The following is a 20,981-nucleotide window of genomic DNA, read 5'->3' as shown; positions in this document are numbered from 1 at the left end:
GGACTTACAGTGTGGTTCCATCCGCTAAAAAGAGATGGAGTTTTGCTTCTGAAATACGGTCAAAAATCAGGAAATCACGTCCGCTGAATATAGTGAACATCCATATCCGGTTGTATCTGCCAGAAACATGGTGATGTTCCGCAGCGTTCTTCTCCGGGGAGTAAGACGTTCTTAACGTCAGCGTAAAGCAACAAATGCTCAGTTCACAGGCTGCCAGTTAGTTCCCCTGTCCCAGCGATCCTGCCAGTGCTCAAGATACTGTGCGGCAACGTCAGGCATGTTTTTAATAACAACGACGTTTTCAGAGTTTTTGCGGGCCGCTGCCCGACTAAAATTATATGAACCGGTTTCAACCGTATTGCCGTCGACGATAATGACTTTGTCATGGTGTATGGGGAAAACATCCACTGTCCGGAGGGGGATCTTAAGCAGGTTGATATATTTCATCGCTTCCCGACTTGCCCGGTTGGTATTCCCCCTGTAATCAACAACAATTCTGACATCCACTCCGCGCTTTTTTGCCCGGGCAAGCGCATACATTACATCCGGGTCAGTGAACGAATAAGCCATCATTCTGATGGAGTTTTCCGCACTGTTAATGGTGTCCAGAACCAGTGCGGAAGCACTTCCTTCGGGGGAGAAACCGACCTGTACAGATGGTGTGTCGGTCATTGCGAACAAAGGAGACGTGAACAATAGCGGGCACGCCAGCAACGATACCTGAAGCAGGGTTATAAGCTTTTTTTTTCCTGACATAACGACTCCAACGATTATTTGAATCCGGTCCAGTCTCTCGGTGATTCTGTAAAATGCCGGTACCACCATGGACGACCGGAAGCTACAGCCCCCCTCAGGATGCAGAACAGACGGGTGCAGAGAGTACGAACGGACCAGCCAGAACGATCAAGAATGATGAAAAACAAAATAATGCCGGTACAAATCCAGAAGGTTGTTTTGGCAGGGAATGGGAAGATCAATAGATAAATCATGGTAAACGGCAGGGGAACCCCCTGTATGTTTATTGGTGGCGTTGCATACCGCCAGAAGCCTTCTCTTTTCACTGGCGCATTTCTCCCGGAGGAATGAAAATAACCGCCTCGCTGCGGTCAATTTCACCTTTGATATACATTTCCAGTACATAATCACGGATACGTCGTTTCTCGGTCCGGATGATCTCATCTATGTGATAACCCCACTCAGAATGCGGCATTCTGGTGAGCTTATTGCGCAGCTCATCGTCGATGACAATGTATTCCCGGACAGCGCGACGACCACCGTCATTCGTTCTGACCAGTACCTGAACCAGAATGAATTGCAGCAGCGACAGAACAGACCAGGCCATTGCGTCACGAATGATGGAAGGGAACAGGCCGAGGAGGCGGGATAAAGTTTCCCCCGGCGATTTAGTATGCATGGTACTGAGGCATAAATGTCCTGTATTCCCGGCCTGTACCGCAGCATCTGCGGTTTCGTTGTCCCTGATCTCACCAACACCGATAATTTCAGGATTACGTCTCACGGCAGAACGAAGTCCTGCAGCAAAGCTGACAACGTCACGACCTATTTCAGCCTGGTGTGGTGGAAGCAGATCGCCTTCGCGGCCAAGGATGTATTCAACTGGATCTTCGTATGTCACGATTTTACGGTCGGGGAAGTTATCCATGATGTAACGGTAAAGTGCTGCGCACAGCGTGGATTTCCCGGAACCGGTTTCGCCACAGACAAACCCCAGACCGTTCTTACTGACCATCGCTGTAAGGAGATCCGGTTCAATATTCATGGCCCGGATATCTGGTATTGCTGTCGGTATTACCCGCATTGTTATCGATATGGCCTTTTCTTCCGCACCGGATGTTCCCTGGATGAGATGGGAGCGTAACCGGACGCGCTCACCACGTTTTAGGCCATAGCGACCGGAAGCATCTCCGTTTATCTGGATAGTCCGGTCGGCAGGATTACCTGATAATACCCGGGGGAGAACTTCACGACCAAACAGCTCATCAATGAGTGGCATCATCAGCGATGATGGCAATGTATGTAACGAACAGCGAACCCTGCGTCCAAACCGACTGACAGAGACAGGGGAACCGCCGGTCAAATCGATGTCACTGACACGGTGGAAGGCGCACCAGGCATAGAAATGGCGGAACTCATCGGCGGAGAACCGCGAGAACGGGAAAGTTCCGAATTCATCAGGCATGTTCACTGGCACATCCCCTGCCCGTGAACAGATGTTGCACGGGGATATCTGTGTTGATGGAACGTTCAGCGTGTCGTATCGGAACCTGGTTTGTTCGGATGGTCTTTCCGGATTCGGTGAGCCCGGGGACCATATGCAGGAGGGAAATGCTATGGTGTCTGCGCATTTTTATTTGTCCTTTCGGTTGTGATGAGGGGACGCCAGTGCGATTTCTGCAGGTTAAATTCGGCGTGATTTTTCAGACGGCGGACGCGATCACCCGTCACCAGTTTTTGTCCGTTACCGGTGATTGTCTGCAGCTGATCGGTCACATCTGGTCGGGTGATCATGCCCTGTCGCCAGAGCAGTGAGTACAGCATCATTCCCCTGAAGTCGCGTGTAAGGCGTTTCTGGTTCGCCTCCAGTGTCAGGTCAGCATTCTGTCGTCCTTCCTGCCAGCCCTGCCGTAATGCCATTTCCCAGACTTTACGCTGGGTTCTGTCTTCCGGGACAACGCTGCCTTCTGTTCCGGGTGTGGCTGTTGTGGACAACCCTTTAAGTAGCCAGTCACGCCATCCCGGCGGGTTACTGACAAAGCGTTCAGGTCTGATAATTGTCCAGACATGAGACGATGTTCGAATTTGATCTGGTGTGATATGTGCGACATCCTGTGCTTCGTCGATGACGGGAGGAAGCCATCCTTCAGGGCTTATAAGGGGTCGGAAATCGTATAAGGCATTGAGAGTGCTTTCACGGGAGTTCAGAGCCTGAATCAATTCCCATGAGCGTCGGGCTTTACCTCCCCTGAATCCCAGTGTTCTTCCTGCATCAGTCAACATTTTCCAGCGGGTTTCCGATATACCTTCGGGTTTTTCATTCATCGGATTCAGCCAGGCATTTATATCTGGCGGTGGAGCATTGACGTTCTGCGGGGATACCACAGTGTTTGCGACGCATCCGGTCAGTAACATTACCGGCAGCATGAGCGGAATGAGCACTTTCATTTTTTTCGTGTCTCCGGCGGCATAAAACTGACCTGCAAAAGCCCCGGATACTGATGAATGTTTGCTCTCCAGGCTGTCTGGGCTTTTATCAGCCGCAGGGCATTTGAGAATGTCATATCCCTGACATGAAGGTTTACCGGCAACGGCAGGCGAACGCCGCTATAGTTAAACTGCATGCCACGAATTCTGGCCAGCTCATTCAGCAGTTCAATGGCATCGCCCTCCCAGTCGAATGATAAACGGTCACTGTTGGCCATGAGTAGTGTTGTCGGTGCTGAAGTTAACTGACCGGAGAATACTCCCTGATCCTGTAGTCTGTATTGTTTATGACGCGTAACAGCAACTTCAGAGGCAGCGCCATAATTACGGCTATGGGATGTGGCTTCGGGGAAGGTATTGCAGCCAGCCAGCAGAAGGGCGACAAGACACCCCGCAGGTATAATACGGTTCATAAATTATTCCTGATTAGAGGCAGAAAAAACGAGGTGGTTGATACCGGATGGTTTTGTATATACAGGAAGAGTTTCATATTCCCTGGAGAATATGAAATTGAGTGCCAGATCTTCAGTCAGGAAGCATGCCGAACCTGAGAGAGATATTTGCCGGAACTGGCCGTATGTCGGAGTCGATATTCAGATAGCGAGCACAAAATAAGTGGAATTCTGACGCTCCGCGCCGAATCGATCCATGACAGATGATTCGAATATTCAGGAGTCGAATACACTGGTACCTGCGCCTGAAACAGTGGTTGACCCTCGTTCAAACCAACAGTAATTCTGACAGACGCGTGTACAAGTACACTCTTGTTTCGCAGGGATTATATCAGATTTTTTTGAAATTCAAATAACCTCTGCGACCTTTTCAGGTTATATCCGTCAGGATACTGAATATACTCTCAGGGGAAAAAGTGACTTATGTTAAATTATAATCGATTTTATATTCCCCCGAATTTTCGGGGGAATACCGTTTAAATCAGAATGTAAACTGTAGCTGAGCGATGGCCCCGTAGTCATGATCGGTACCAATCAGGCCAGAGACATCTAAATGAACAACATCAAACGGAGAAATTCCGACACCTGCAGTAAATGCGCTGCCACTGTCTGATGCCATATTCTGACGATAACCGGCACGTAGTTGAGCCCATTTCCAGGCATTAAACTCGGCGCCCACGCTGGCAAACTGACGTTTATTGTCGGAGGTAAATCCGCTGGCCGGGGTCAGATCTACGTCCAGTGCGGTAGTGAAAAGACTATTGTGCCAGGATACACCGGTAGTGGCCTGCGGACGGATTTTAAAGGTTTCAGTTACACCATTCACTTCTTTGGAATCAATGCTGCGTGGCACGATGTTCTGGACAACCAGACCAAGTGTCCAGTTTGCATTAAGGTCGGTGTATGCGCCGATATCTGCGTTAAATCCGTTTTTGGTACTGTGGTACTGGTCACTGTCAAAGTCATGTTTATCGTAGTCCTGAACCGTGACATTGTAGTTAAATAGATCCACGCGTTGGTATTTGGGTGTGAGGCCAAGGGACCATTTCTGTCCTGCGGTTTCCAGCTCCTTAGCGAAGGAGATGCCGATATCAGTGATGACGGCAGCACGACCATATGCGCGGGAAGTCAGGGCGTTTTTATCAACATTCGTGATTGTGCCGTTGGCGACTTTTTCCAGATAGTCCAGATCGGCGTCGCTGACCTTTCCATCCACATTTGCAGTGCCATATGATTTGATCATGAGTGCGAACGGCAACGTGTCATTAGGCATGGCGGCGACAGCTGAAACACCTGCCTGGGCATCAGCGTGGATATTCCTAAATTCCTGCAGGCGACGCTTGAGATTCCCGGCAGCCTGCTTCACACCGTAATTGCTGTCTACAGCACGATCAAAAGCGTCCCAGTCAGCTTTAATATCGTCCGCTTTGTTTGAAATATCATCAGGATCGGAAAATTGTACACCGACGGACGGCAAAAGCAGGCTGAAATCATCTCTGCTGTCATGCTTCGTCAGAAGTGCCGGGTTTGCCAAAGGAGCCACACCATAATGGGATGATGCAACACCCGTTCCTCCCATTGCATCGTTTCGGGCTTCAAAATATGAAGTAGCAGCAGATGCATTAAAGGCAAATAATACAGCTGATGCAACCAGTGTGCGGGTAATTTGTTTTTTCTTCATCATTTAATTTCCTGTTTTCCAGAATTTAGATAAAACAACTCCATGGCACATAAGTGCCACCAAAACTTATTTACTGTGAGGCTTGAAAACTACCAGGGTAATAAAAGTGTATTAAAACAAACGGCAGGTAAGACTCTTCCTGCGATCAGTGATTCCGCAAGCGCTGGTTTCAGAAGAGTGCGGCGAGGAGAAACGCTTAATTTGCACTCGTTGTAAATGGTTGAGAACCAGCATTTCTTTTCATCTGACAGTAATACAGGTAACAAAGACAGAACCGGATATATTGTTGCACCATTTATTACCCGTTTCTGGCGTAAAATAACTCCACAGAATTCACGTTTATTATTTCCTGAAAATGGAAAACCATGCCAGAAGATAATGTCGGTATTATTTTCTGTATTGATTAGCATTTTAAATTCTTCAAATGTTGCAGGCCATTCTCCCGCGCATGAAACCGGGAAATTCTCTCTGCCGTCGAGCCAGTCCGGATTGACGTGAAACCAGTCGGCCAGATTCTGCAGTGCGTCCGCCGACAAGTAGTCGACCAGCCTTGCCGGGTCCTGAATGACGCCTGGTCTGATATTCCATGGCGCAAGCAAAGTTGCCAGAACCGGAGCAGTGATATCATGTAGCTGCATAATATGTTCTACCCTGTCAATAATGTTGCCGGTGGCATTACTGGCAGGCAGGAACATTTCGCGCAGCGCATCTTCTACCAGTATTCGGGTTAAATCTGAGGTTGATATGGAAAGCTGTTCGCTCATTATTCCCAGCACTTCCCTGACTCCTTGTGGATACCGTACCTGTAGCGGGGTAGACTGTATCTGGCGTGCGTTGATAAGCTGTTCACCAATCGCCTTCCGGTCCAGAGAATTTATCAGCCGGGCACCGATGCCGGTTTTGTTTAATTTCATAACTCCTCCGACTGAAAAATATCTTTCAGTTCATATGGTTATTCTAACTGTTAGTTTTTGTGTGGTGAAATGAATAATTTCGATCATTCTGATCGAGTGTGTTTGGCGAGTGATGACCACTCGCCATGAGGTATTTTCAGAAATTTTGGTTCAGGATGGCGTACCGTGCGGATTGAGAGGGCAAATCATAATGTGGTCCGGGTCATTTACGGGAAGGTCTCCCGGAGAAGGAACTCGTTGTCCTGTTGGAACTCAGGTCACTGGTTGTGGTTACGCCTTACAAAGTATCTGGGGAGGTACAAATGCACCAGATTCTTTTTCTCCTCTTGCAAATGGCACCGGTTGTACGCTCAGTGTCGGAGGCGCTCCGCAGGCATGCTTCAAAGTATGGGCTGCATGTCGCTAAATGAAACAATGGATACCCATATAATAAGATGCGTATTGCGTACCGTTATATGCACGCCAGTTCATGTTGCCATTGGCATCCGGATTGTCAGTAGGAACCAGCTGTGTTAATGCCATTTCACGTCCATCAATCCGGTAAGTGTTGATGCACAACTTAAAACGCCCCAAATCTCTTGTTTGCCCGGGCCATACCTGAAATGTTCCACCGACACGCCAGTATGTTTTACCTGAAAGTTGCCACGCACCGGATTGGCACGAAAGTATCCCACCAGTGCTGTCGTGGCTTATCGCCCCGTTCTGTGGACACCAGGCGCCTGCAACGTTCACCTGGTCGAGCTTTAAGATCCCCCCGGCAGAAAGGTCGCTGTCAGACCGGACTGAACCGCCCTTTAACTGTCCGCCGGTGTAAATACCTTTGTTATTAATACTGCGTACCCATGAGTCGTCTGACATATAAAAACCCCCACCGTGGCTTTCATTTAACCAGCCTTTACCACTACGTGTTATCAACCATCCACTATTACTCCTTATATCGCCACCGGCTGTTACATTGACATCAAAATTTCCGCTACTCCCTTTAACAACACCACTAAAATTACCATCTGCACCATTAACGGTGCCGCTGAAATTACCTGTCTGGGCATTTAAAGAGCCTGCATTATTCAGATTATTTGAACCCATATCAATTGAGGTGTGCATTTTATTTAAGTCAGGGCGACCATTTACCTGAAATCGATAAAGGCGATCTGTGTCTTCTTCAGCGCCGCTTAGTTCATCTGTTGTCAACAAAATTGCAATATGACCATTACCGCTTTTTGCGCCATAATTGCTTAAAGCAATTTTCCAGGAGCGCAATGCGCCAGTCGCTGTATTCCCGTCCTCGATATATCCACCAAGCCCGGTTGTAATATCTTTTGCTATCTGAATAATGGCTTTTGCTGGCAGAGCATTTCCACCTGCGGACACAACAAGCGCCTGCAGCAGCTCAGGATTCTGGGTGTTTCGAACGACGAATGCCTGTAGCCGCTGTCCTTCACTGTTGGTTTCGGTAAAACCGCTGGCCAGAAAACCTGTGTTTTTCAGCATGGTTGTTGTAATGACAGCCGGTGTGGTCGTGGAACTGGTGGCCTGGAGGCTGGCATAGTTTTTTCCAATGTAGGAACGGGCTGCACTGGCCCAGTTGCTGGCCAGACGAGCCTCCGTTTGCCAGCTCTTCATTTCAATGTAATCTTTCCACATGCCTGCGCCCCAGGCGATTATTGACATGACAATTAGTAAAGCCGCGCCGGTTTCCAGGGAAGCCCAGCCCCGATCGTGTTTTTTCATCAGATTACCCATAGTGGTTGGTAGAGATTATCCAGTAGCAGGAGAACATGACCGATACAGATCCATGGTCCAAGAGGGCCTTCTATGTGTCCTTTAATGCGCCAGGTTGAATGCCATAACACGAATCCCCCCAGGCCCAGCAGAACGCTCCAGATTGCGTTATACAACCCTGACCATGCCGTAATACCTGCTATAAGCCACAAATCGCCTGTACCAATGTAAGGACGCCGACGATTGAGAATTATGTGAAAACAAAACAGAATAATTGCAGCGATAAGAGTTTCGGTTGTACGCGCCCACCATGTGTTGGTTGTAATATTAATAAGGACGCCGGCAATCAAAAACCTTCTGGTGAATGTAGCCGGTAATAAGCCACTTACTGCATCGGTTACTGCCATTTGCAGCATGAATGACAGAATAATAATGGCATGAATGCGGCAGATCAGTGTCGATGACGATAAAACAATTACCCCCCCAGTGATACCATACAGCCAGATCCCTGAAAGGACGGCAGGGTGAGTTCCCTGCCACACATAGTTTGTGTATGAAAAAAAATGACGGACCCTGAATAACAGGGTTCGCCCAACTATTGAAAATATGAGTATTAACGGAAACAGGTAAAACGGGGAAAAACTAATGCTTATGATTGTGTGCATTGTCTGCCTCCCTGTCCGGGCAGACATATCCCCTTCATATCACGATAGATGCGCCATATTTTATTCGCATATTGCTCCCTCGTTTCGTGCCTGTCCTTGCGGAATCCGGCATTATATGAACCCAGGCAATTCCAGCTGATACCGCATATCTGGAAATGCCTTGCTAATATCCAGCTACCTATCTGAATATTCAGGCATGGTCTGGTAATTAATTCCTCAGACTTTTTAATTACACCCATTTTTACAAGTTTTGGAATATGGGTTGAATTGATCTGCATCAACCCATAATCTGTACTGCTTGCTTTTCCTGTTTTTCTGTCTTTGTTTATGTTAATTGCGCCAGGCTGCAGTAATGACTCTCCGGCAGAAATAGCTTTTAACAATAACGGTTCAATCTGATAGCGTGCGCCAGCAGCTGCAAAACAATTGTCCCACTTGTTAGTCCAGATTTGTGCAGGAACAACGTATGAAGCCCGCGCGGGGGACAGAAGAGTAATAAACAGGATGGATGAAATAAGTCTGAGGGGCTTTTTACCCCCGGACATTAAAACTCCTTAACCATTAATAGTGAAAATCAGTTTGTTGGTACCGGTGCTGCCGTTGTCAGCCGTACACTGCGCACTGGCTTGTTCAGTAGTGACTTTACCGTCATTATGGGCGGTACTGTTCAGCGTGATGCCGTTAGCCAGCCCGGAACGACTTATCTGAGTGGCTATCTGGATGCAGGCATCCTGCGGTACTTTTTCATACGTAACCGAAAAACCATTATTGAATCCGGAAGTTGATGCCGGAGCGACAGTTACATCACCACCCCAGGAATTATAAAGGGTTGCTGTTCCGGATGATGGCGTCCCCCGAACGGTCATACTTTTGGGAACCCCTCCCATTTGAATAAGAGCTCCTGTCATTTTTGCAGCGCTGGTAAAGGTATATCCATCGCTGCCTTTTAACAGTCCCTGGGTACTTGTAATGATGGTTTGTATATTTGCGCTTTCATTTGCAACGCTGGTTCTTGAACGAAGCATATATAAACCACCAAGAACAAGCGCAATTACAACAATGACTACAAGTGCAATTGCGCCCTGTTCCATAATCCCCCATCCTTTTGCATGAGGTGCGTTATTATTTCCGTTTTTTTTCATTGAATTACCATTCACATTTTGAATAAACATAAATTTCCTCGTTAATTTCAGAGATTACCCATGCTGCTGTCACCAATGGACTGAATATCCATTATGGCCAGAACCAGTAACAGGAGAGACATGACAAGAAATACCAGCATAATTAAACGGACAATAACTGCTCGTTTTTTTACACGTTCCAGTGTCTGTACAAGCCAGCGTTGCCCATAATTACTGATAAGGTCTGTTGCGCCGTCACCCTGTAGCAACGACAGGAAGTTGGCCGCTTCCCTTGACGGGAACTGGTAACCGCACTGACGCAAAGCCAGTCCCAGGTGTTCACCCAGGCGTACACGGTAAATGATACTGTCAAGACGAACACTTAACCAGGGTGAAGCAAATTCCTGCAAGGTGGTCAATGAATTAAGAGTGGTCATTTTGGCTTGCAGGAGTGCTGCCATATTAAGCAGGAACGTTGCGCCCTGAATATCCTGATAAATACTCCATGGCATCAGGTTATCTGCAAAAGAACGGATACTATCCGGTCGACTCCAGTTAGCCAGTGACCATGATATAAGAACGACGAACAATACAAAAAGAATTGCACAGAACACGCCATAGTTATCGATAAAACCCGATAAACCATAAAGAAACCCAAGTGCTCCACTCCATGAATCCGGAGGGCTTATTTTGCTGAGCACGGGAATTAACTCTGTATTCAGAACATATAATGTGCCACCCATCATAATTAACAATGCTGCCGGATAAATGGCCATTTGCCATATAGCCTTGTGGATTTGTTTCCTTGCATCTGTCAGTGTAGTGGCAAATTTGAGCGCATCAACAATGGAACCACTCCTGATCCCTGCACTTATTACGGCGGCTTCTTCCTGTGGTACCCACAAGCTGAGAGTATATTCCAGTGAATTCTGTTCTGTATTTTCCCGCAGGGATTCAATACAGTCTGTGGCGAGTTCAGCAAAAGGATGCCAGTGACGACCGAAATCGGTCCAGGCATCCCGCATCTGTTCCAGTGCTGATTTTAATGGCTGTTTATTTTCAAGCAGAAAACGCAGGGCTTCATAGAATTGTACCCGGTAGGGCGCAGTGAATGTTTTTCTGACGATGAAACGTCTCAGCCGTTGACCGAAATTCATTTCACGCATGACGTTCTCCTGTTAAACATCGTCAATATTGAGACGTTCATCCTCGTCGAGAGGAATAATCCTGTTCGCTTCCAGGGGGTCCACAAGACCGGCATTAATACTACGCAGCAGGTGCTCCACACGACTGATCCCGTTCATACGTTCCAGCCAGTATTTACGGGCAGCAACCTTGCCGTGCGTTTTGAGGATATGAAATAAACGGTTATCAGGTTCTATCACCTCAGCGATTACCGTTCTGCCAGTCAGGCCTTTACCAACTACACCGCGTTTTCTTCCGTTAATAATGACGTCGCGATTACACTCAGGACAGCCTTCATGATTACGGAACCAGATATTTTCTGTACTGCAGACCGATTCTTTGTTGCAATAGCGCTCAAGATAAGTTCGGGTATCATCGCTAAGTTCAGGAACACGCTTTGCCCATGGAATACGGCAGGAAGGGCACAGGGTTGGCACAAGGCGCTGGCTTATCATTCCAATCAGTAGTTGTGCATCACAAATCAGGTCAGCATTCATACCCATCGTAATCATGCGTTCGGGAATACCCAGCGCAGAGTTTGTATGCAACGTGCTCAGAACCAGATGGCCGGTTTGTGCGGCATAGGTTGTTGACATCATTGAGACGAGATCGCGCATTTCCCCTTCCATGATGGCATCCGGGTCAAGTCGCATTGCAGATGAGATTGCCCGGCTCCATGCAAGCTTAACGGCATCCTCGTCGGATTTGTCACAGATAATAGGGGTTTGTGTCGCCCCCAGAATTTGCCCTTCCAGGGGGTCTTCGATAGTCAGCAGATGTCGCCCCGGGTTCTCATCCAGATACACGCGGCAGGCACTGCGTAACGTTGTTGATTTACCCGAACCAGTCGGCCCTGACAGGATTATTTTTCCCTCCGGACGGCACAGCATGATGTTCAGCAACCTGATTTGCTCAGGGAGAAAACCAAGTTGAGTGAAAGTGGGAACCTTGTCGCCGTCATCAGGTATCAGGCGCATAACAGCAAGCAACCCGTCCCCTGTTGGCCTGTGGCTGTATCGCGCGCCAAATATTCCAATTTTTCGCATCAGTTGAGGTGACAGGCGTGCGTCCTGCTCTCGCTGTGGGAAGAAGCTGGTCTCGGTGACATCTGCTATTGAAAGAATGGCTGTCGCACAAAGTGAATACCCCAGGGATGGCTGATCCTCATCTACTGTCTGGAGTTCACCGAACATACGCATTCTTACCTTGAAAAGTGATTCGGAGATTAAAAAGTGAATATCTGATGCACCGAGTTCTCTGGCCACTTCAAAGTAATTGAGAATCTTTTTTTCACTTTCACTGACGTCTCCCAAATCACGCAGATGAATAACTCGTTCTCTGGGTATTCTGTTTTTTTCATTCTGATCGGCTTCCTGCATTTCCGATAAGCTGACCAGTCTGGTTGTAGCACCCGGATATTTATGCATTAATGCCTGTACATTACTTTGTATATCTGGTCGTGTTCGCTGGTTATTTTCAATAAGAATTTCATAAGAATCCTCTTTAGTTATAAAAAGGAGTGCATCCTTTATATTATATTCATGCATATCTGCTTTCTCAGAAGGTCAGCGTTGTACCGTCGCTCAGCGTAACGCCCGACAGAGAGATTGATTTAACCGTTACTTTTGTACCGGGGAGCTGGCTTCCGGTTGTAACACGGGTCTGCCGCCCGTCGGCCAGTCGGAGAACGGCATGAAGTCGCTTGTCTTTGCCATTAATTTCCAGGATAACAGGTAATTCTGTTGGGGCCCTGCCCTGAGCCGGTCCGGAGACAGACGGATGGGGGGATGTGAACTGACCAGCATCCGGAGGTGCTGTCATGGACGAATCAACATCAGAGCCATCCAGTTGTTTCTGTAATTGTGCGCCCTGTACTCTTGCCTGTAACAATATATTCTGGTTTTGCTGGGCTTCCAGTTCTCCAATAGTAACCAGTTGTTGAGTGGTTGCGGAGGATAATTCAGGAAGCAGAAGAATTGAGGGTATTATAAGTAATTTACTTAGATGCATAAACGTGACCTTCTGTGGTATAGCTGAAAGTACCGCCATTCAATTTAAAATGAATGCTGCTGATCCGAACCCCTGTATCCTGGAAAACACGGAATAGTTCATCAGGATTTAACGGCGTCGATACGCTGAACTGATATTCTCTCCATTTCTGAACAGGTGCGGGTTCGCCGTCATTACCTGGCAGCGGTTCAGGTATTGCTGTTTCGTTAACGGACGGCGTTATCTGCCTTTCCTGAAACCATGTGAGCACACGCATCAGCTGTTCAGAAGGTGTCGGTACAGCTTCATCTCTGTGAGGTAAAGCAGGTAGTGGACGGGGAACAGAAGCCAGCCGGGCACCATCTTTGAGGTTGAATTCAGGAATAATGCCAAAAACCTCTTTGCTTCTGGTCAGAAAGCCCTGGACTGTTCCTCCGGGCTGCCGTTCGTAAACCAGAGTGAATGACTCCGGCGTGCAGAAGCCTTCTGCCAGCTTCCATCCGCCCAGTGCAACCGGCGACGGTTTTCTCAGGTCGGCACAGGCCTTCAGTAAATCGCTAATTAGGGGTTGTGTGGCCCATGGGTGTGGTAGCTCAGGTGGTATGGCCGGTTTACTGAACTGCAGTCTGGCCCGTGCTGCAATCTCTTCTGCGGTAGGGCCAGTATCAGGTTCTGGCTGTGTCAGCCAGAAAATCACACCGGCACAGGCCACAGCAGACAACAGAGCAACGGGTAGTATAAATCGCTGACGGGTATCAACTGTTAATTTACAGTGACGTATGTCCGCAGGTGACAATTTCTCAATAATGGTCTGCCAGTTATGCGGATTATCCAAAGAAGAAATAACCTGCCATTTTTCAGTGGGCTCCTCATTCATCACAAGGAAAAGGTTTATCTTCTTAGCGATGTCCTCCGGACTTCCTGACTGGTCAGCCATAACGGCAGGCTGACCATCTACTGAGGCCAGAAATAAAAGTTTTTCATTGTCATATCTGAAAATACCATAACCATTATGGACCAACGAACTAAAACCCAGTGCAAGAGAAAAATAGCGGTGACGTTCCGGCATGGTCAGTATTCCCGTTCCGGTTAGCCTGCTGGTTTTCCCTTTTGCGTTCCTGCAGCCGATGGTTACCTTCAGACAGGTTAACCGTCCTTTAGCCGTTCGGTGACGTTCTGAACTTTTTAACGAGGGGCGTTTGCGGCGGCCTGTTCTCTCCGGTGCCCATCTCATCCCTCCCACCCACATTCGGTTACTTACCTGTGGGTCAGCAAGGATCACAACCGGATTTATATCTTCATCAGCCATTATGGCCTCCTGACGGGAATGTTGGGGTGATAATAATGATCAGAGTGCTGCGTTCATTTTTCCCGTTCTGCGAACCACCAAACAGTGGATTAGACGGGGTGAATGTACCGGCTTTTCGTGTGGTCGTATTGTTCTGGTCAAAGCCCGTAACAACGAGAGACTGGCCTTCTTTCAGGTTGACCTTCTGGCTTAGCGATCGCAGCTTGGTATAGGGCATTTCGATATAGCTGTTGCCGTCTTTTGATGTAAAACTTCTGATTGTCGGAGGATCTGACAGGTTAAAATTCATCTGCAGCTGGAGATTGCCTGTTTTCTGAATTAACGGCAGAAGGGTCATATTGAACCCGGTGGTGATCATCCCGGGTGTTAATGTCGTCGTGGCGCCGACATCTGTTGTCGTTGTTGTGGCCGATTGTGCAACGTAGACAGTCTGATCAGCCATCTGGATGGGAACCGGTGTCAGATTGGTGACGGTACTTTCCTGAGACGTAACGACACTAACATCCCCCTGTTCACTTAATGCCTTGATCAGGAGGCTGGAACCACTGAACCTGGCTGCATTCCCTGTTGCGGTATCGAGAATTGATACGCCTGCAGAAGTGGCACCCGTAATATCACCACTGGCATTGTTGAGTGTTGCGCCTGCAGAGTGCAGGGATTTATAAACCAGATTCCAGTCAAGACCGAACTGCTCGTTTCTGGTATGGCTCACACTCAGAACCTGTACATTCAGCGAAACCTGCCGGTTCATAATGCTGTTTTGTTCATCAACATATCTTGCCACGGCTTCCTGAACAGCCGGAGTATCTGTTACGGTCAGTGTTGAGCTGGATGCTGATAACCAGTAACGTCCCTTTTCAGGCGTTAACATCGCTTCGATTGTCTTCCTGATGTCCTCGTACAGGTCATATTCCTGTCCAACGGTGGTACTCTGGGATGAGGTCGCATCTCCGGATGCCGAGTTATCCTGGCCGCCGGTAGCACCCATTGTGCTGGTTGAACCAGAGCTGACACTGGAGCTGCTGCTGGTTTTGGTATTCAGCATATAAAGCGGGTATGTTCTGGTTTCGGTCAGGTAGAAGACAATGCGGCCATTATCCATACGCCAGTACAGACCGCTCCGGCTGGCCATCAGATCCAGAAGTCCGTTGATATCCCCCTGCCACATCAGATTGTTTAGCGTAAGTGGCTGGCTGGAAGCTGACAGGGAAGTATAGCCAGGGCTGTTCAGCGGGAGACGTCCATTTTCGTCCGGTGCCGGAAGAGTCCCTGTCATCTGACGGGTTACCCCACCTTCCAGGGTTGCAGATGTGGCATCAGGAGTAATGATGACAGGTAGCCCGCAGACGGCAGTAATACGCTGTCCCAGTTCCTGAAGTGTGATTTCACCTTTTCTGGCCTGGGTAATGTAACAGTCAGGTGCGATCGCTTTTTTCTCCCGGGTTATACGGGAGAGCGGAACCGGATTAATCCACTGGCGATCGAGCCAGGTCATTGCCTGTGATTTGTGTTCTGAAAGCGCAGCCATCTTTTCTCTGGCACTGGCTGAGTCTGTCTGTGCCTTTTTCTGCATTTTGTTTATTTCGCTGAAGGTACATCCAGACATTGTCAGTACGAGGGCGATCATGCAGGGTAACGCCGCCAGTTTCATAGAGCGCTGGTGCAATTTTTTCATGAATATATCCAGATTAGTTAACGTAGACGACAGAGTCTTCTGTAATGCCTGCCGGAGGTGTCAGGCCTGGAACAGTTCCTGATAACCAGGTGAGTTGTCCGTGTTGAAAAATACCGATAAGCGCAGATCCCCGGCTTCTGGAACGAAGTGCATCAATAAGTCCGGGCAATTCCGGCATCCAGATCCATAATCGACCCTGATGTAACTGATGCCTGATGCGGGAATCAGGTGTGAAAGGGAGTGCCAGTTGATCCGGGGAAATTGTGCCGTTCTGCTGGCCTGATACATATCTGATATCATTAATTCTGTTGGCAATCATTAACATCTGGCTTGCCCATACAGAACCGCTTGCCTGTTGTTGGGCATTTGTTGTTGCCGCCAGTTGTTGATTCTGAAAGTCCCCGATGATAATCAGAATGGTCAGGCTGGCGACCATAACCAGCCAGCCCATTATTGCCCGTCCCTGGTGTCCGAAACGGTCACGATACATTGTATGCGGGAGCCCTGGGCATACAGGGGGATCTGAGCCGTGCGATAGAGTTCAAACACCTCTCCAATGACAGATTCAAAAGAGCCTCTGAAAAAAAGAGGTGCATCCAGGCGATAATCCTTAACGGATGATGGCCATAACACCATCCAGTGGGAAGATGGAATGCTTTCACATTTTGTCTCCTCGGCCCATCTGGTGATGTTCTCTTTCAGGGTGGTCCCTGCTGCAGCACGCCATTCCTTGCCCTCAGCGACAGGGGTTACCGGTGTACCCGTAATTAACTGAGCAGGCTTATTTCCGGGGAGACCTGTGGTGTCGTCTGTGTTTGTTCTGGTACTGACGCGGAAAGGATTCCGTGGTTTTATCTGGTTGTCAGAGTGAGTCCGGGAGGACTGGTTAATCTCCGGTGTTATAACAGTTACGGATGGTGGCGATATTTGTACGCCAGAACTGTCGACCGCAGGTACAGAAGATGATGTGGTTACAATCAGTGTTTTGTCTGTCCAGTTCAGATGTCCCCACAGATGTTGTTCCTCCAGTAAGCGATTCAGAGAACGTGTCCACTGGTCATTGGCGGACCATGAGGCCAACCGGGTATTAAGTTTTGGTGTTGCGGCATTTTCCTGTTTGAACTGCCAGTCAGGAGGCAATAACGTTTTGATCCACTGACTGACAGTACGATTACGAACTGTCGGCAAAAAAGTGACCGGTACAGCACCTGCCGTCCCTGTCATAATAAGTCTGGAGAAATTCTGGCTGATCGATGGAGATGGTAGCGGACGTGATTCACTGAATGATTCCATTGTTTTAATTGTGCCCGGTGAAGACACCGTTTGTGGTGTCGTAGCCTCTGCGGGCGTTGACAGTCTTTGCTGAGTGTGTGCCAGTACGGCTGCACTGTCACTTATTTGTCCATCGACAAAAACCAGCGCCGGTGTGTCTGCATCAGTTATATTATTACTGCCTGAAATACCTGTGCAGCCGGATAATAACGACGGCAGAATGAATGAAAGATAGCTTTTTTTCATGGATATGATTCCGGAAGTGCGGTTTAAAAAGAGTCAGGCCTGATCTGGCATGTACAATTTAATGCTGATGAAGACGATATGAACGCAGCCGACGAGGTTTATGAATTTCTACCTGGCTCCACTGATTTGTGCTGCCTGGTACGCGCTCAAGTCTGAATAATGGTCGTTGTCGTTCAAATACACACACCATGCAGTTTTCTGGCATGCAAAAACTCTGCAGATGATCCATTAAATACTCATCTGATTTGTATTTATGAACTCGTTGTTCACAATTATTTGTGATGACAATAATTCTTAATGCTGAATAAGATGGAGCAGAAATACTCATCATATCGCCTACCTGTTTAATTGTCGGTATACTTACGCGGAGATGCCCGTCCTGATAAAAATGAACAATGGTTTCACTTTGCTGATATAATTACTGTAGAACCTTCTGAAGGAAGTAAAGGCAATGACCAGTGAAGCAATAAATATATTAACGGAACTGACAATTTTTCATTTATAGTGGTTTTTCTCCGATAAACTTTAAAGGATGTAAAAACCCCTTGCGATTCCAGTTTGCTCTTTAATTTTTTAATTCTGGCTGGAGTCAATAAATGTGACTGCATTATGACGGTTTCATGATGAGTCATGGCATTGCTGATTAGCTCGATCAATATACTCCAGTGCTTGCTTATCTCCTCATGTGTACGTGTGTCAGCATACGGACTGAGATGGATAATACACCGGCCCTTTTTACCTGCTTTTTTTATAAAGAAACTGAAAGGATTATCAGATATTTGACGCATAATCTTCAGACCAGCTCTAAATGTAAGAGGGGCCAGACAGGTTCCTGCAACGATAAATATTACTGAAGAAAGACAAACAGATCCTGCGTGCTCGCTATAAAAGTAGCTGTAACGTAGCACAGGGTAGTAAAAGCATAACCAAATAAGGCTCCAGGTAATCCAAATGCAAAAGGGAATGTGTTTTTTTTGCATTAGTATTAGTCCTCTTCCGTCAGGCTACAAACATTATTAGTGAATAACGGAAGCCTTCTCCTCTGACATCCTGAGATCACTCTTCAATGGACTTTGGTGGAGAGCCCATAATTCTTCAGGCAGGGACGGTAGTCCAAGAAACAGTGTTCTGACTAATATTTCTGTTCCGGCAATACCATACTGGTTTTCGCGTCCATGTACTACCTGAAACCTCTCGTCAGAAAACAGATCTTCAGCAGTCGTGTTATCGTTATCCAGTGGGAAGATAAGTTGCAGGGTAACAGGCGCGGTCATTTTACCGGCCGATGAGAAGCACTCTTCGGTACGTGTCAACTGCAGCAGGCTTTCCCGTCCGGTACAGGCCTGGGTAATCGTCTCGCTAAAAACCTGTTCCGGCCATGGACAAACGCTACAGCGCCAGCCTTTGCGGGAAATTGCGCTCAGGGCCGCACGGAATCTAAACAGATCACAGTTATCAGCAGAAACCGAACTCATAAACAGGGCATTGATCGTGCTGATTATGGGAACGTGTCTGTCTTCATCAAGGAGCCTTTTCAGTGTCATGATTTCTTCCGGGATACTCCGGAACTGATGGAGTCTCGCGGCCCCCTGTAACCATTCCCGGAGATATCGACGCAGTCGTGCTTCAGCGTGAATGTGATGTTCTTCCTGTGCCGTACGCAGGGCTGTCAGTGCACACCAGAGTAACTGGCGCACCGGATGTTCATGAGTACTCATGTGGATGTACCTGTCAGTAAAAAAGACCGGTGCCGTTCTCTCCGCCACCTTGTGGCACGGACCGGTCCTGGTTTTATGTTGGTCTGGTTATCGCTTCCATGCAAATAAGATCAATACTCCGGAGTGAAGCCTTCATTTCTTTCGCCATTAAGAAAAGTTACTGATATCCATCATCAGACAGAAAGGAGGTCTATGGTGGGGATGGTTGCCAGCACAGGCTTCACTCCGGAATATCATCTGTTGTCGAAAAAAAGCCCGGCCCTCAGGCCGGGAAAACTGGCTATGGGAGGCGCTCAATAAAACCATGATTTGCCGCATTTGATACCAGTTCAAGAAGCAGGGATATCCTCGACTCAGGCAGGGGATTATTTTCCATTCTGAGGAGATACTGGTACTGTGCTTTTGTCAGCCAGATACTGGACGCAGCGTCCAGCTCTTCCCTGGCTCCTGGATTTAAAACAGGGTCCGGATATATCTTCATTAACCCATCAACAATATCATTGTTGACAGGCTTAATTGTGCCGTCAAATTTTACGAAATCTATAAATGCACTGTGCTGCCGTAATCTGGATGCGGACTGTATATTGAAATCAGCGCGCATAAAGAAATATCCCGGGAATATAGCATGTACACGTTGGCGGTAACATGAGGGTGAGTCAGCCCGTCTGACTTTTCTTTTAATTAATGGAGTCCATGGCACAACATGTTGACTGCTTAGCCATGAAAATAAAGACTCCCTGTTTTTACCGGTAGTAATGTATTGTGCAAGATACCAGTGCCGGTTTATCAGGCTTTCAATATTCATGAATTTCAACGCTCCGCGCAGAATCGATCCATCCGGGATGACTCTGCGTTTATCTGGTAAACAGGCTACATCATATGTCTGAAGCGGTGATCAGCCCTCGTCTGACCATACCGCAATTCTGACAGGCATATGAATAACCCACTCCGGATGTGTATTTCAGCAGTCTGGCGGTTCCACTGATTTTTACACGTAAAGTCTCAAATATCATCAATGTGTGGCGCACATTGAGGCAGTTAATGAAAATAATGCCCGGTAAATAAATCAGATGTATTGATCAATAACGGCAGGAATGATCCCACAGTCATGAAGGAATACACCTGAAACAGAGCGATACAGCTAATGTTGATGGCATTTATGTTTACCAGTTTGTGTCTGTCTGTAAAGAACAAAATCCCATTTTTTGAAAATTGTCCCCTTTTAAGGGGACAGTTTGAAATAATAAATTAACTTTCTTTTATCGTTTTACTAATCATCAGGAAGAAAGTTCGCATCAGAACGGCGGAACGTAAAGCGTCATAACCTTCAAGATTCAGTTTCCTGATGCTTCTTTTTAAGTAGGTTCGAGCTGTTTCAGTTGAAATATGGCAGTTTTGCGCAATAGAGTCATATGAAGCTCCCATTGCGTACAGAATACATACCTTCAGCTGATTGTCGGAGAGTTCGGGAAATATATCGCCGAGCAGACTGACTGATGCTAATTTTTGAAAAAACTGAGGTGACATAGCGGGTCTCCGATGACAAGACTGTAATGCTATCGTCTGAGTTCCTACACTCGTGGCGATAGCCCAGACGGGGGTAGGAATACCGGCGTCATCGGAAACCGGCCAGGCAATAAGCCTGCCCCGCCTGAGCTACCATTGAAGACAACAGGAATATGAATACACCTGTTTAAGATCTAAAAGGTAAACATGACACGAAGCAAATTAATGGCTTCAGATGTCGACGATGACTATACGGGTTCCTACGCCCGATCGCAGTTTTTACTGCGACGACTGAAGGTTACTG

23 protein-coding genes and 1 pseudogene are annotated in these 20,981 nt (G+C 47.6%); all 24 read right to left on the bottom strand.

Annotated elements, in window-relative coordinates; translation table 11 throughout:
- Positions 1 to 198: 198 nt before the first annotated feature.
- On the bottom strand, positions 199 to 756 hold the full coding sequence (locus HV477_RS23195) for a phospholipase D family protein (RefSeq protein ID WP_154715056.1): 558 nt from the start codon (positions 754 to 756) through the stop codon (positions 199 to 201).
- 14 nt (positions 757 to 770) lie between these two features.
- The gene (locus tag HV477_RS28580) at positions 771 to 1,061 is read right to left on the bottom strand and encodes a hypothetical protein (protein ID WP_001838506.1); all 291 of its coding nucleotides are present in this window, start codon (positions 1,059 to 1,061) and stop codon (positions 771 to 773) included.
- Positions 1,058 to 2,206 carry a plasmid transfer ATPase TraJ gene (traJ, locus tag HV477_RS23190; RefSeq protein WP_114047662.1) on the bottom strand — a complete coding sequence of 383 codons (1,149 nt, stop codon included), beginning with the start codon at positions 2,204 to 2,206 and terminating at the stop codon, positions 1,058 to 1,060. Before traJ ends, HV477_RS28580 begins: the two co-directional genes overlap by 4 nt.
- Positions 2,207 to 2,349: 143 nt before the next feature.
- The gene (locus HV477_RS23185) at positions 2,350 to 3,183 is read right to left on the bottom strand and encodes a type IV secretory system conjugative DNA transfer family protein (RefSeq protein WP_080102237.1); all 834 of its coding nucleotides are present in this window, start codon (positions 3,181 to 3,183) and stop codon (positions 2,350 to 2,352) included.
- The gene (locus HV477_RS23180; protein ID WP_114047663.1) at positions 3,180 to 3,635 is read right to left on the bottom strand and encodes a DotD/TraH family lipoprotein; all 456 of its coding nucleotides are present in this window, start codon (positions 3,633 to 3,635) and stop codon (positions 3,180 to 3,182) included. The genes HV477_RS23185 and HV477_RS23180 overlap by 4 nt, the downstream gene beginning before the upstream one ends.
- 520 nt (positions 3,636 to 4,155) lie before the next feature.
- Positions 4,156 to 5,358 (bottom strand): conjugal transfer protein TraF, encoded by a 1,203-nt coding sequence (locus HV477_RS23175; RefSeq protein WP_154715055.1) that lies wholly within the window; start codon positions 5,356 to 5,358, stop codon positions 4,156 to 4,158.
- 86 nt (positions 5,359 to 5,444) lie between these two features.
- Positions 5,445 to 6,269, bottom strand: coding sequence for a conjugal transfer protein TraE (locus HV477_RS23170; protein ID WP_154715054.1), 825 nt, complete (start codon positions 6,267 to 6,269; stop codon positions 5,445 to 5,447).
- 150 nt (positions 6,270 to 6,419) lie between these two features.
- Positions 6,420 to 6,512: pseudogene (locus HV477_RS28925) on the bottom strand (shufflon-specific DNA recombinase); the annotation flags it as partial.
- A 159-nt stretch (positions 6,513 to 6,671) separates the two neighbouring features.
- Positions 6,672 to 8,000: a shufflon system plasmid conjugative transfer pilus tip adhesin PilV gene (gene pilV / locus HV477_RS23165; protein WP_080102286.1), complete on the bottom strand. Its 1,329-nt coding sequence runs from the start codon at positions 7,998 to 8,000 to the stop codon at positions 6,672 to 6,674.
- Positions 8,000 to 8,656 carry an A24 family peptidase gene (locus HV477_RS23160; protein WP_114047666.1) on the bottom strand — a complete coding sequence of 219 codons (657 nt, stop codon included), beginning with the start codon at positions 8,654 to 8,656 and terminating at the stop codon, positions 8,000 to 8,002. Before HV477_RS23160 ends, pilV begins: the two co-directional genes overlap by 1 nt.
- The gene (locus HV477_RS23155) at positions 8,641 to 9,201 is read right to left on the bottom strand and encodes a lytic transglycosylase domain-containing protein (RefSeq protein WP_154715053.1); all 561 of its coding nucleotides are present in this window, start codon (positions 9,199 to 9,201) and stop codon (positions 8,641 to 8,643) included. The genes HV477_RS23160 and HV477_RS23155 overlap by 16 nt, the downstream gene beginning before the upstream one ends.
- Before the next feature lie 9 nt (positions 9,202 to 9,210).
- The gene (locus HV477_RS23150; protein ID WP_080102244.1) at positions 9,211 to 9,828 is read right to left on the bottom strand and encodes a type 4 pilus major pilin; all 618 of its coding nucleotides are present in this window, start codon (positions 9,826 to 9,828) and stop codon (positions 9,211 to 9,213) included.
- 17 nt (positions 9,829 to 9,845) lie between these two features.
- Entirely contained in the window at positions 9,846 to 10,943 is a 1,098-nt protein-coding gene (locus HV477_RS23145) for a type II secretion system F family protein (protein WP_114047669.1), read from the bottom strand.
- Between the two features lie 12 nt (positions 10,944 to 10,955).
- The gene (locus HV477_RS23140; protein WP_080102248.1) at positions 10,956 to 12,509 is read right to left on the bottom strand and encodes a GspE/PulE family protein; all 1,554 of its coding nucleotides are present in this window, start codon (positions 12,507 to 12,509) and stop codon (positions 10,956 to 10,958) included.
- A gap of 10 nt (positions 12,510 to 12,519) precedes the next feature.
- Positions 12,520 to 12,972, bottom strand: a complete 453-nt coding sequence (pilP, locus tag HV477_RS23135; protein WP_154715052.1) for a type IV pilus biogenesis protein PilP — start codon at positions 12,970 to 12,972, stop codon at positions 12,520 to 12,522.
- Complete coding sequence (pilO2, locus tag HV477_RS23130) at positions 12,959 to 14,260, bottom strand: type 4b pilus protein PilO2 (RefSeq protein ID WP_154715051.1); 1,302 nt, start codon at positions 14,258 to 14,260, stop codon at positions 12,959 to 12,961. The genes pilP and pilO2 overlap by 14 nt, the downstream gene beginning before the upstream one ends.
- On the bottom strand, positions 14,253 to 15,935 hold the full coding sequence (locus HV477_RS23125) for a PilN family type IVB pilus formation outer membrane protein (protein ID WP_154715050.1): 1,683 nt from the start codon (positions 15,933 to 15,935) through the stop codon (positions 14,253 to 14,255). Before HV477_RS23125 ends, pilO2 begins: the two co-directional genes overlap by 8 nt.
- A 13-nt stretch (positions 15,936 to 15,948) precedes the next feature.
- Entirely contained in the window at positions 15,949 to 16,386 is a 438-nt protein-coding gene (pilM, locus tag HV477_RS23120) for a type IV pilus biogenesis protein PilM (RefSeq protein ID WP_154715049.1), read from the bottom strand.
- Positions 16,386 to 17,453, bottom strand: coding sequence for a TcpQ domain-containing protein (locus HV477_RS23115; protein WP_154715048.1), 1,068 nt, complete (start codon positions 17,451 to 17,453; stop codon positions 16,386 to 16,388). Before HV477_RS23115 ends, pilM begins: the two co-directional genes overlap by 1 nt.
- 58 nt (positions 17,454 to 17,511) lie before the next feature.
- A complete protein-coding gene (locus HV477_RS23110; protein WP_114047674.1) occupies positions 17,512 to 17,784 on the bottom strand; it encodes a PilI type IV pilus biogenesis protein in 273 nt (90 codons plus the stop codon).
- 70 nt (positions 17,785 to 17,854) lie between these two features.
- Positions 17,855 to 18,433: a hypothetical protein gene (locus HV477_RS23105; protein ID WP_154715047.1), complete on the bottom strand. Its 579-nt coding sequence runs from the start codon at positions 18,431 to 18,433 to the stop codon at positions 17,855 to 17,857.
- 36 nt (positions 18,434 to 18,469) lie between these two features.
- Positions 18,470 to 19,171, bottom strand: a complete 702-nt coding sequence (locus tag HV477_RS23100) for a DUF2913 family protein (protein WP_114047676.1) — start codon at positions 19,169 to 19,171, stop codon at positions 18,470 to 18,472.
- 280 nt (positions 19,172 to 19,451) lie between these two features.
- On the bottom strand, positions 19,452 to 19,976 hold the full coding sequence (locus HV477_RS23095) for a transcription termination/antitermination NusG family protein (protein ID WP_080102257.1): 525 nt from the start codon (positions 19,974 to 19,976) through the stop codon (positions 19,452 to 19,454).
- Positions 19,977 to 20,419: 443 nt separating this feature from the next.
- Positions 20,420 to 20,698, bottom strand: coding sequence for a LuxR C-terminal-related transcriptional regulator (locus HV477_RS23090; RefSeq protein ID WP_080102259.1), 279 nt, complete (start codon positions 20,696 to 20,698; stop codon positions 20,420 to 20,422).
- Positions 20,699 to 20,981: the final 283 nt, after the last annotated feature.

The organism is Salmonella sp. SG203 (assembly GCF_013350575.1).
GTDB classification, from domain to species: Bacteria; Pseudomonadota; Gammaproteobacteria; order Enterobacterales; family Enterobacteriaceae; genus Salmonella; species Salmonella enterica.
This window is presented reverse-complemented; position numbering and strand designations above follow the sequence as displayed.

What these genes read in the sequence shown, in the direction of transcription:
- HV477_RS23195 (WP_154715056.1), bottom strand. Translation starts at nt 756, where the DNA reads ATGTCAGGAAAAAAAAAGCTTATAACCCTGCTTCAGGTATCGTTGCTG.
- HV477_RS23185 (WP_080102237.1), bottom strand. Translation starts at nt 3,183, where the DNA reads ATGAAAGTGCTCATTCCGCTCATGCTGCCGGTAATGTTACTGACCGGA.
- HV477_RS23180 (WP_114047663.1), bottom strand. Translation starts at nt 3,635, where the DNA reads ATGAACCGTATTATACCTGCGGGGTGTCTTGTCGCCCTTCTGCTGGCT.
- HV477_RS23175 (WP_154715055.1), bottom strand. Translation starts at nt 5,358, where the DNA reads ATGATGAAGAAAAAACAAATTACCCGCACACTGGTTGCATCAGCTGTA.
- HV477_RS23170 (WP_154715054.1), bottom strand. Translation starts at nt 6,269, where the DNA reads ATGAAATTAAACAAAACCGGCATCGGTGCCCGGCTGATAAATTCTCTG.
- pilV (WP_080102286.1), bottom strand. Translation starts at nt 8,000, where the DNA reads ATGAAAAAACACGATCGGGGCTGGGCTTCCCTGGAAACCGGCGCGGCT.
- HV477_RS23160 (WP_114047666.1), bottom strand. Translation starts at nt 8,656, where the DNA reads ATGCACACAATCATAAGCATTAGTTTTTCCCCGTTTTACCTGTTTCCG.
- HV477_RS23155 (WP_154715053.1), bottom strand. Translation starts at nt 9,201, where the DNA reads ATGTCCGGGGGTAAAAAGCCCCTCAGACTTATTTCATCCATCCTGTTT.
- HV477_RS23150 (WP_080102244.1), bottom strand. Translation starts at nt 9,828, where the DNA reads ATGTTTATTCAAAATGTGAATGGTAATTCAATGAAAAAAAACGGAAAT.
- HV477_RS23145 (WP_114047669.1), bottom strand. Translation starts at nt 10,943, where the DNA reads ATGCGTGAAATGAATTTCGGTCAACGGCTGAGACGTTTCATCGTCAGA.
- HV477_RS23140 (WP_080102248.1), bottom strand. Translation starts at nt 12,509, where the DNA reads ATGCATGAATATAATATAAAGGATGCACTCCTTTTTATAACTAAAGAG.
- pilP (WP_154715052.1), bottom strand. Translation starts at nt 12,972, where the DNA reads ATGCATCTAAGTAAATTACTTATAATACCCTCAATTCTTCTGCTTCCT.
- pilO2 (WP_154715051.1), bottom strand. Translation starts at nt 14,260, where the DNA reads ATGGCTGATGAAGATATAAATCCGGTTGTGATCCTTGCTGACCCACAG.
- HV477_RS23125 (WP_154715050.1), bottom strand. Translation starts at nt 15,935, where the DNA reads ATGAAAAAATTGCACCAGCGCTCTATGAAACTGGCGGCGTTACCCTGC.
- pilM (WP_154715049.1), bottom strand. Translation starts at nt 16,386, where the DNA reads ATGGGCTGGCTGGTTATGGTCGCCAGCCTGACCATTCTGATTATCATC.
- HV477_RS23115 (WP_154715048.1), bottom strand. Translation starts at nt 17,453, where the DNA reads ATGAAAAAAAGCTATCTTTCATTCATTCTGCCGTCGTTATTATCCGGC.
- HV477_RS23110 (WP_114047674.1), bottom strand. Translation starts at nt 17,784, where the DNA reads ATGATGAGTATTTCTGCTCCATCTTATTCAGCATTAAGAATTATTGTC.
- HV477_RS23105 (WP_154715047.1), bottom strand. Translation starts at nt 18,433, where the DNA reads ATGCAAAAAAAACACATTCCCTTTTGCATTTGGATTACCTGGAGCCTT.
- HV477_RS23100 (WP_114047676.1), bottom strand. Translation starts at nt 19,171, where the DNA reads ATGAGTACTCATGAACATCCGGTGCGCCAGTTACTCTGGTGTGCACTG.
- HV477_RS23095 (WP_080102257.1), bottom strand. Translation starts at nt 19,976, where the DNA reads ATGAATATTGAAAGCCTGATAAACCGGCACTGGTATCTTGCACAATAC.
- HV477_RS23090 (WP_080102259.1), bottom strand. Translation starts at nt 20,698, where the DNA reads ATGTCACCTCAGTTTTTTCAAAAATTAGCATCAGTCAGTCTGCTCGGC.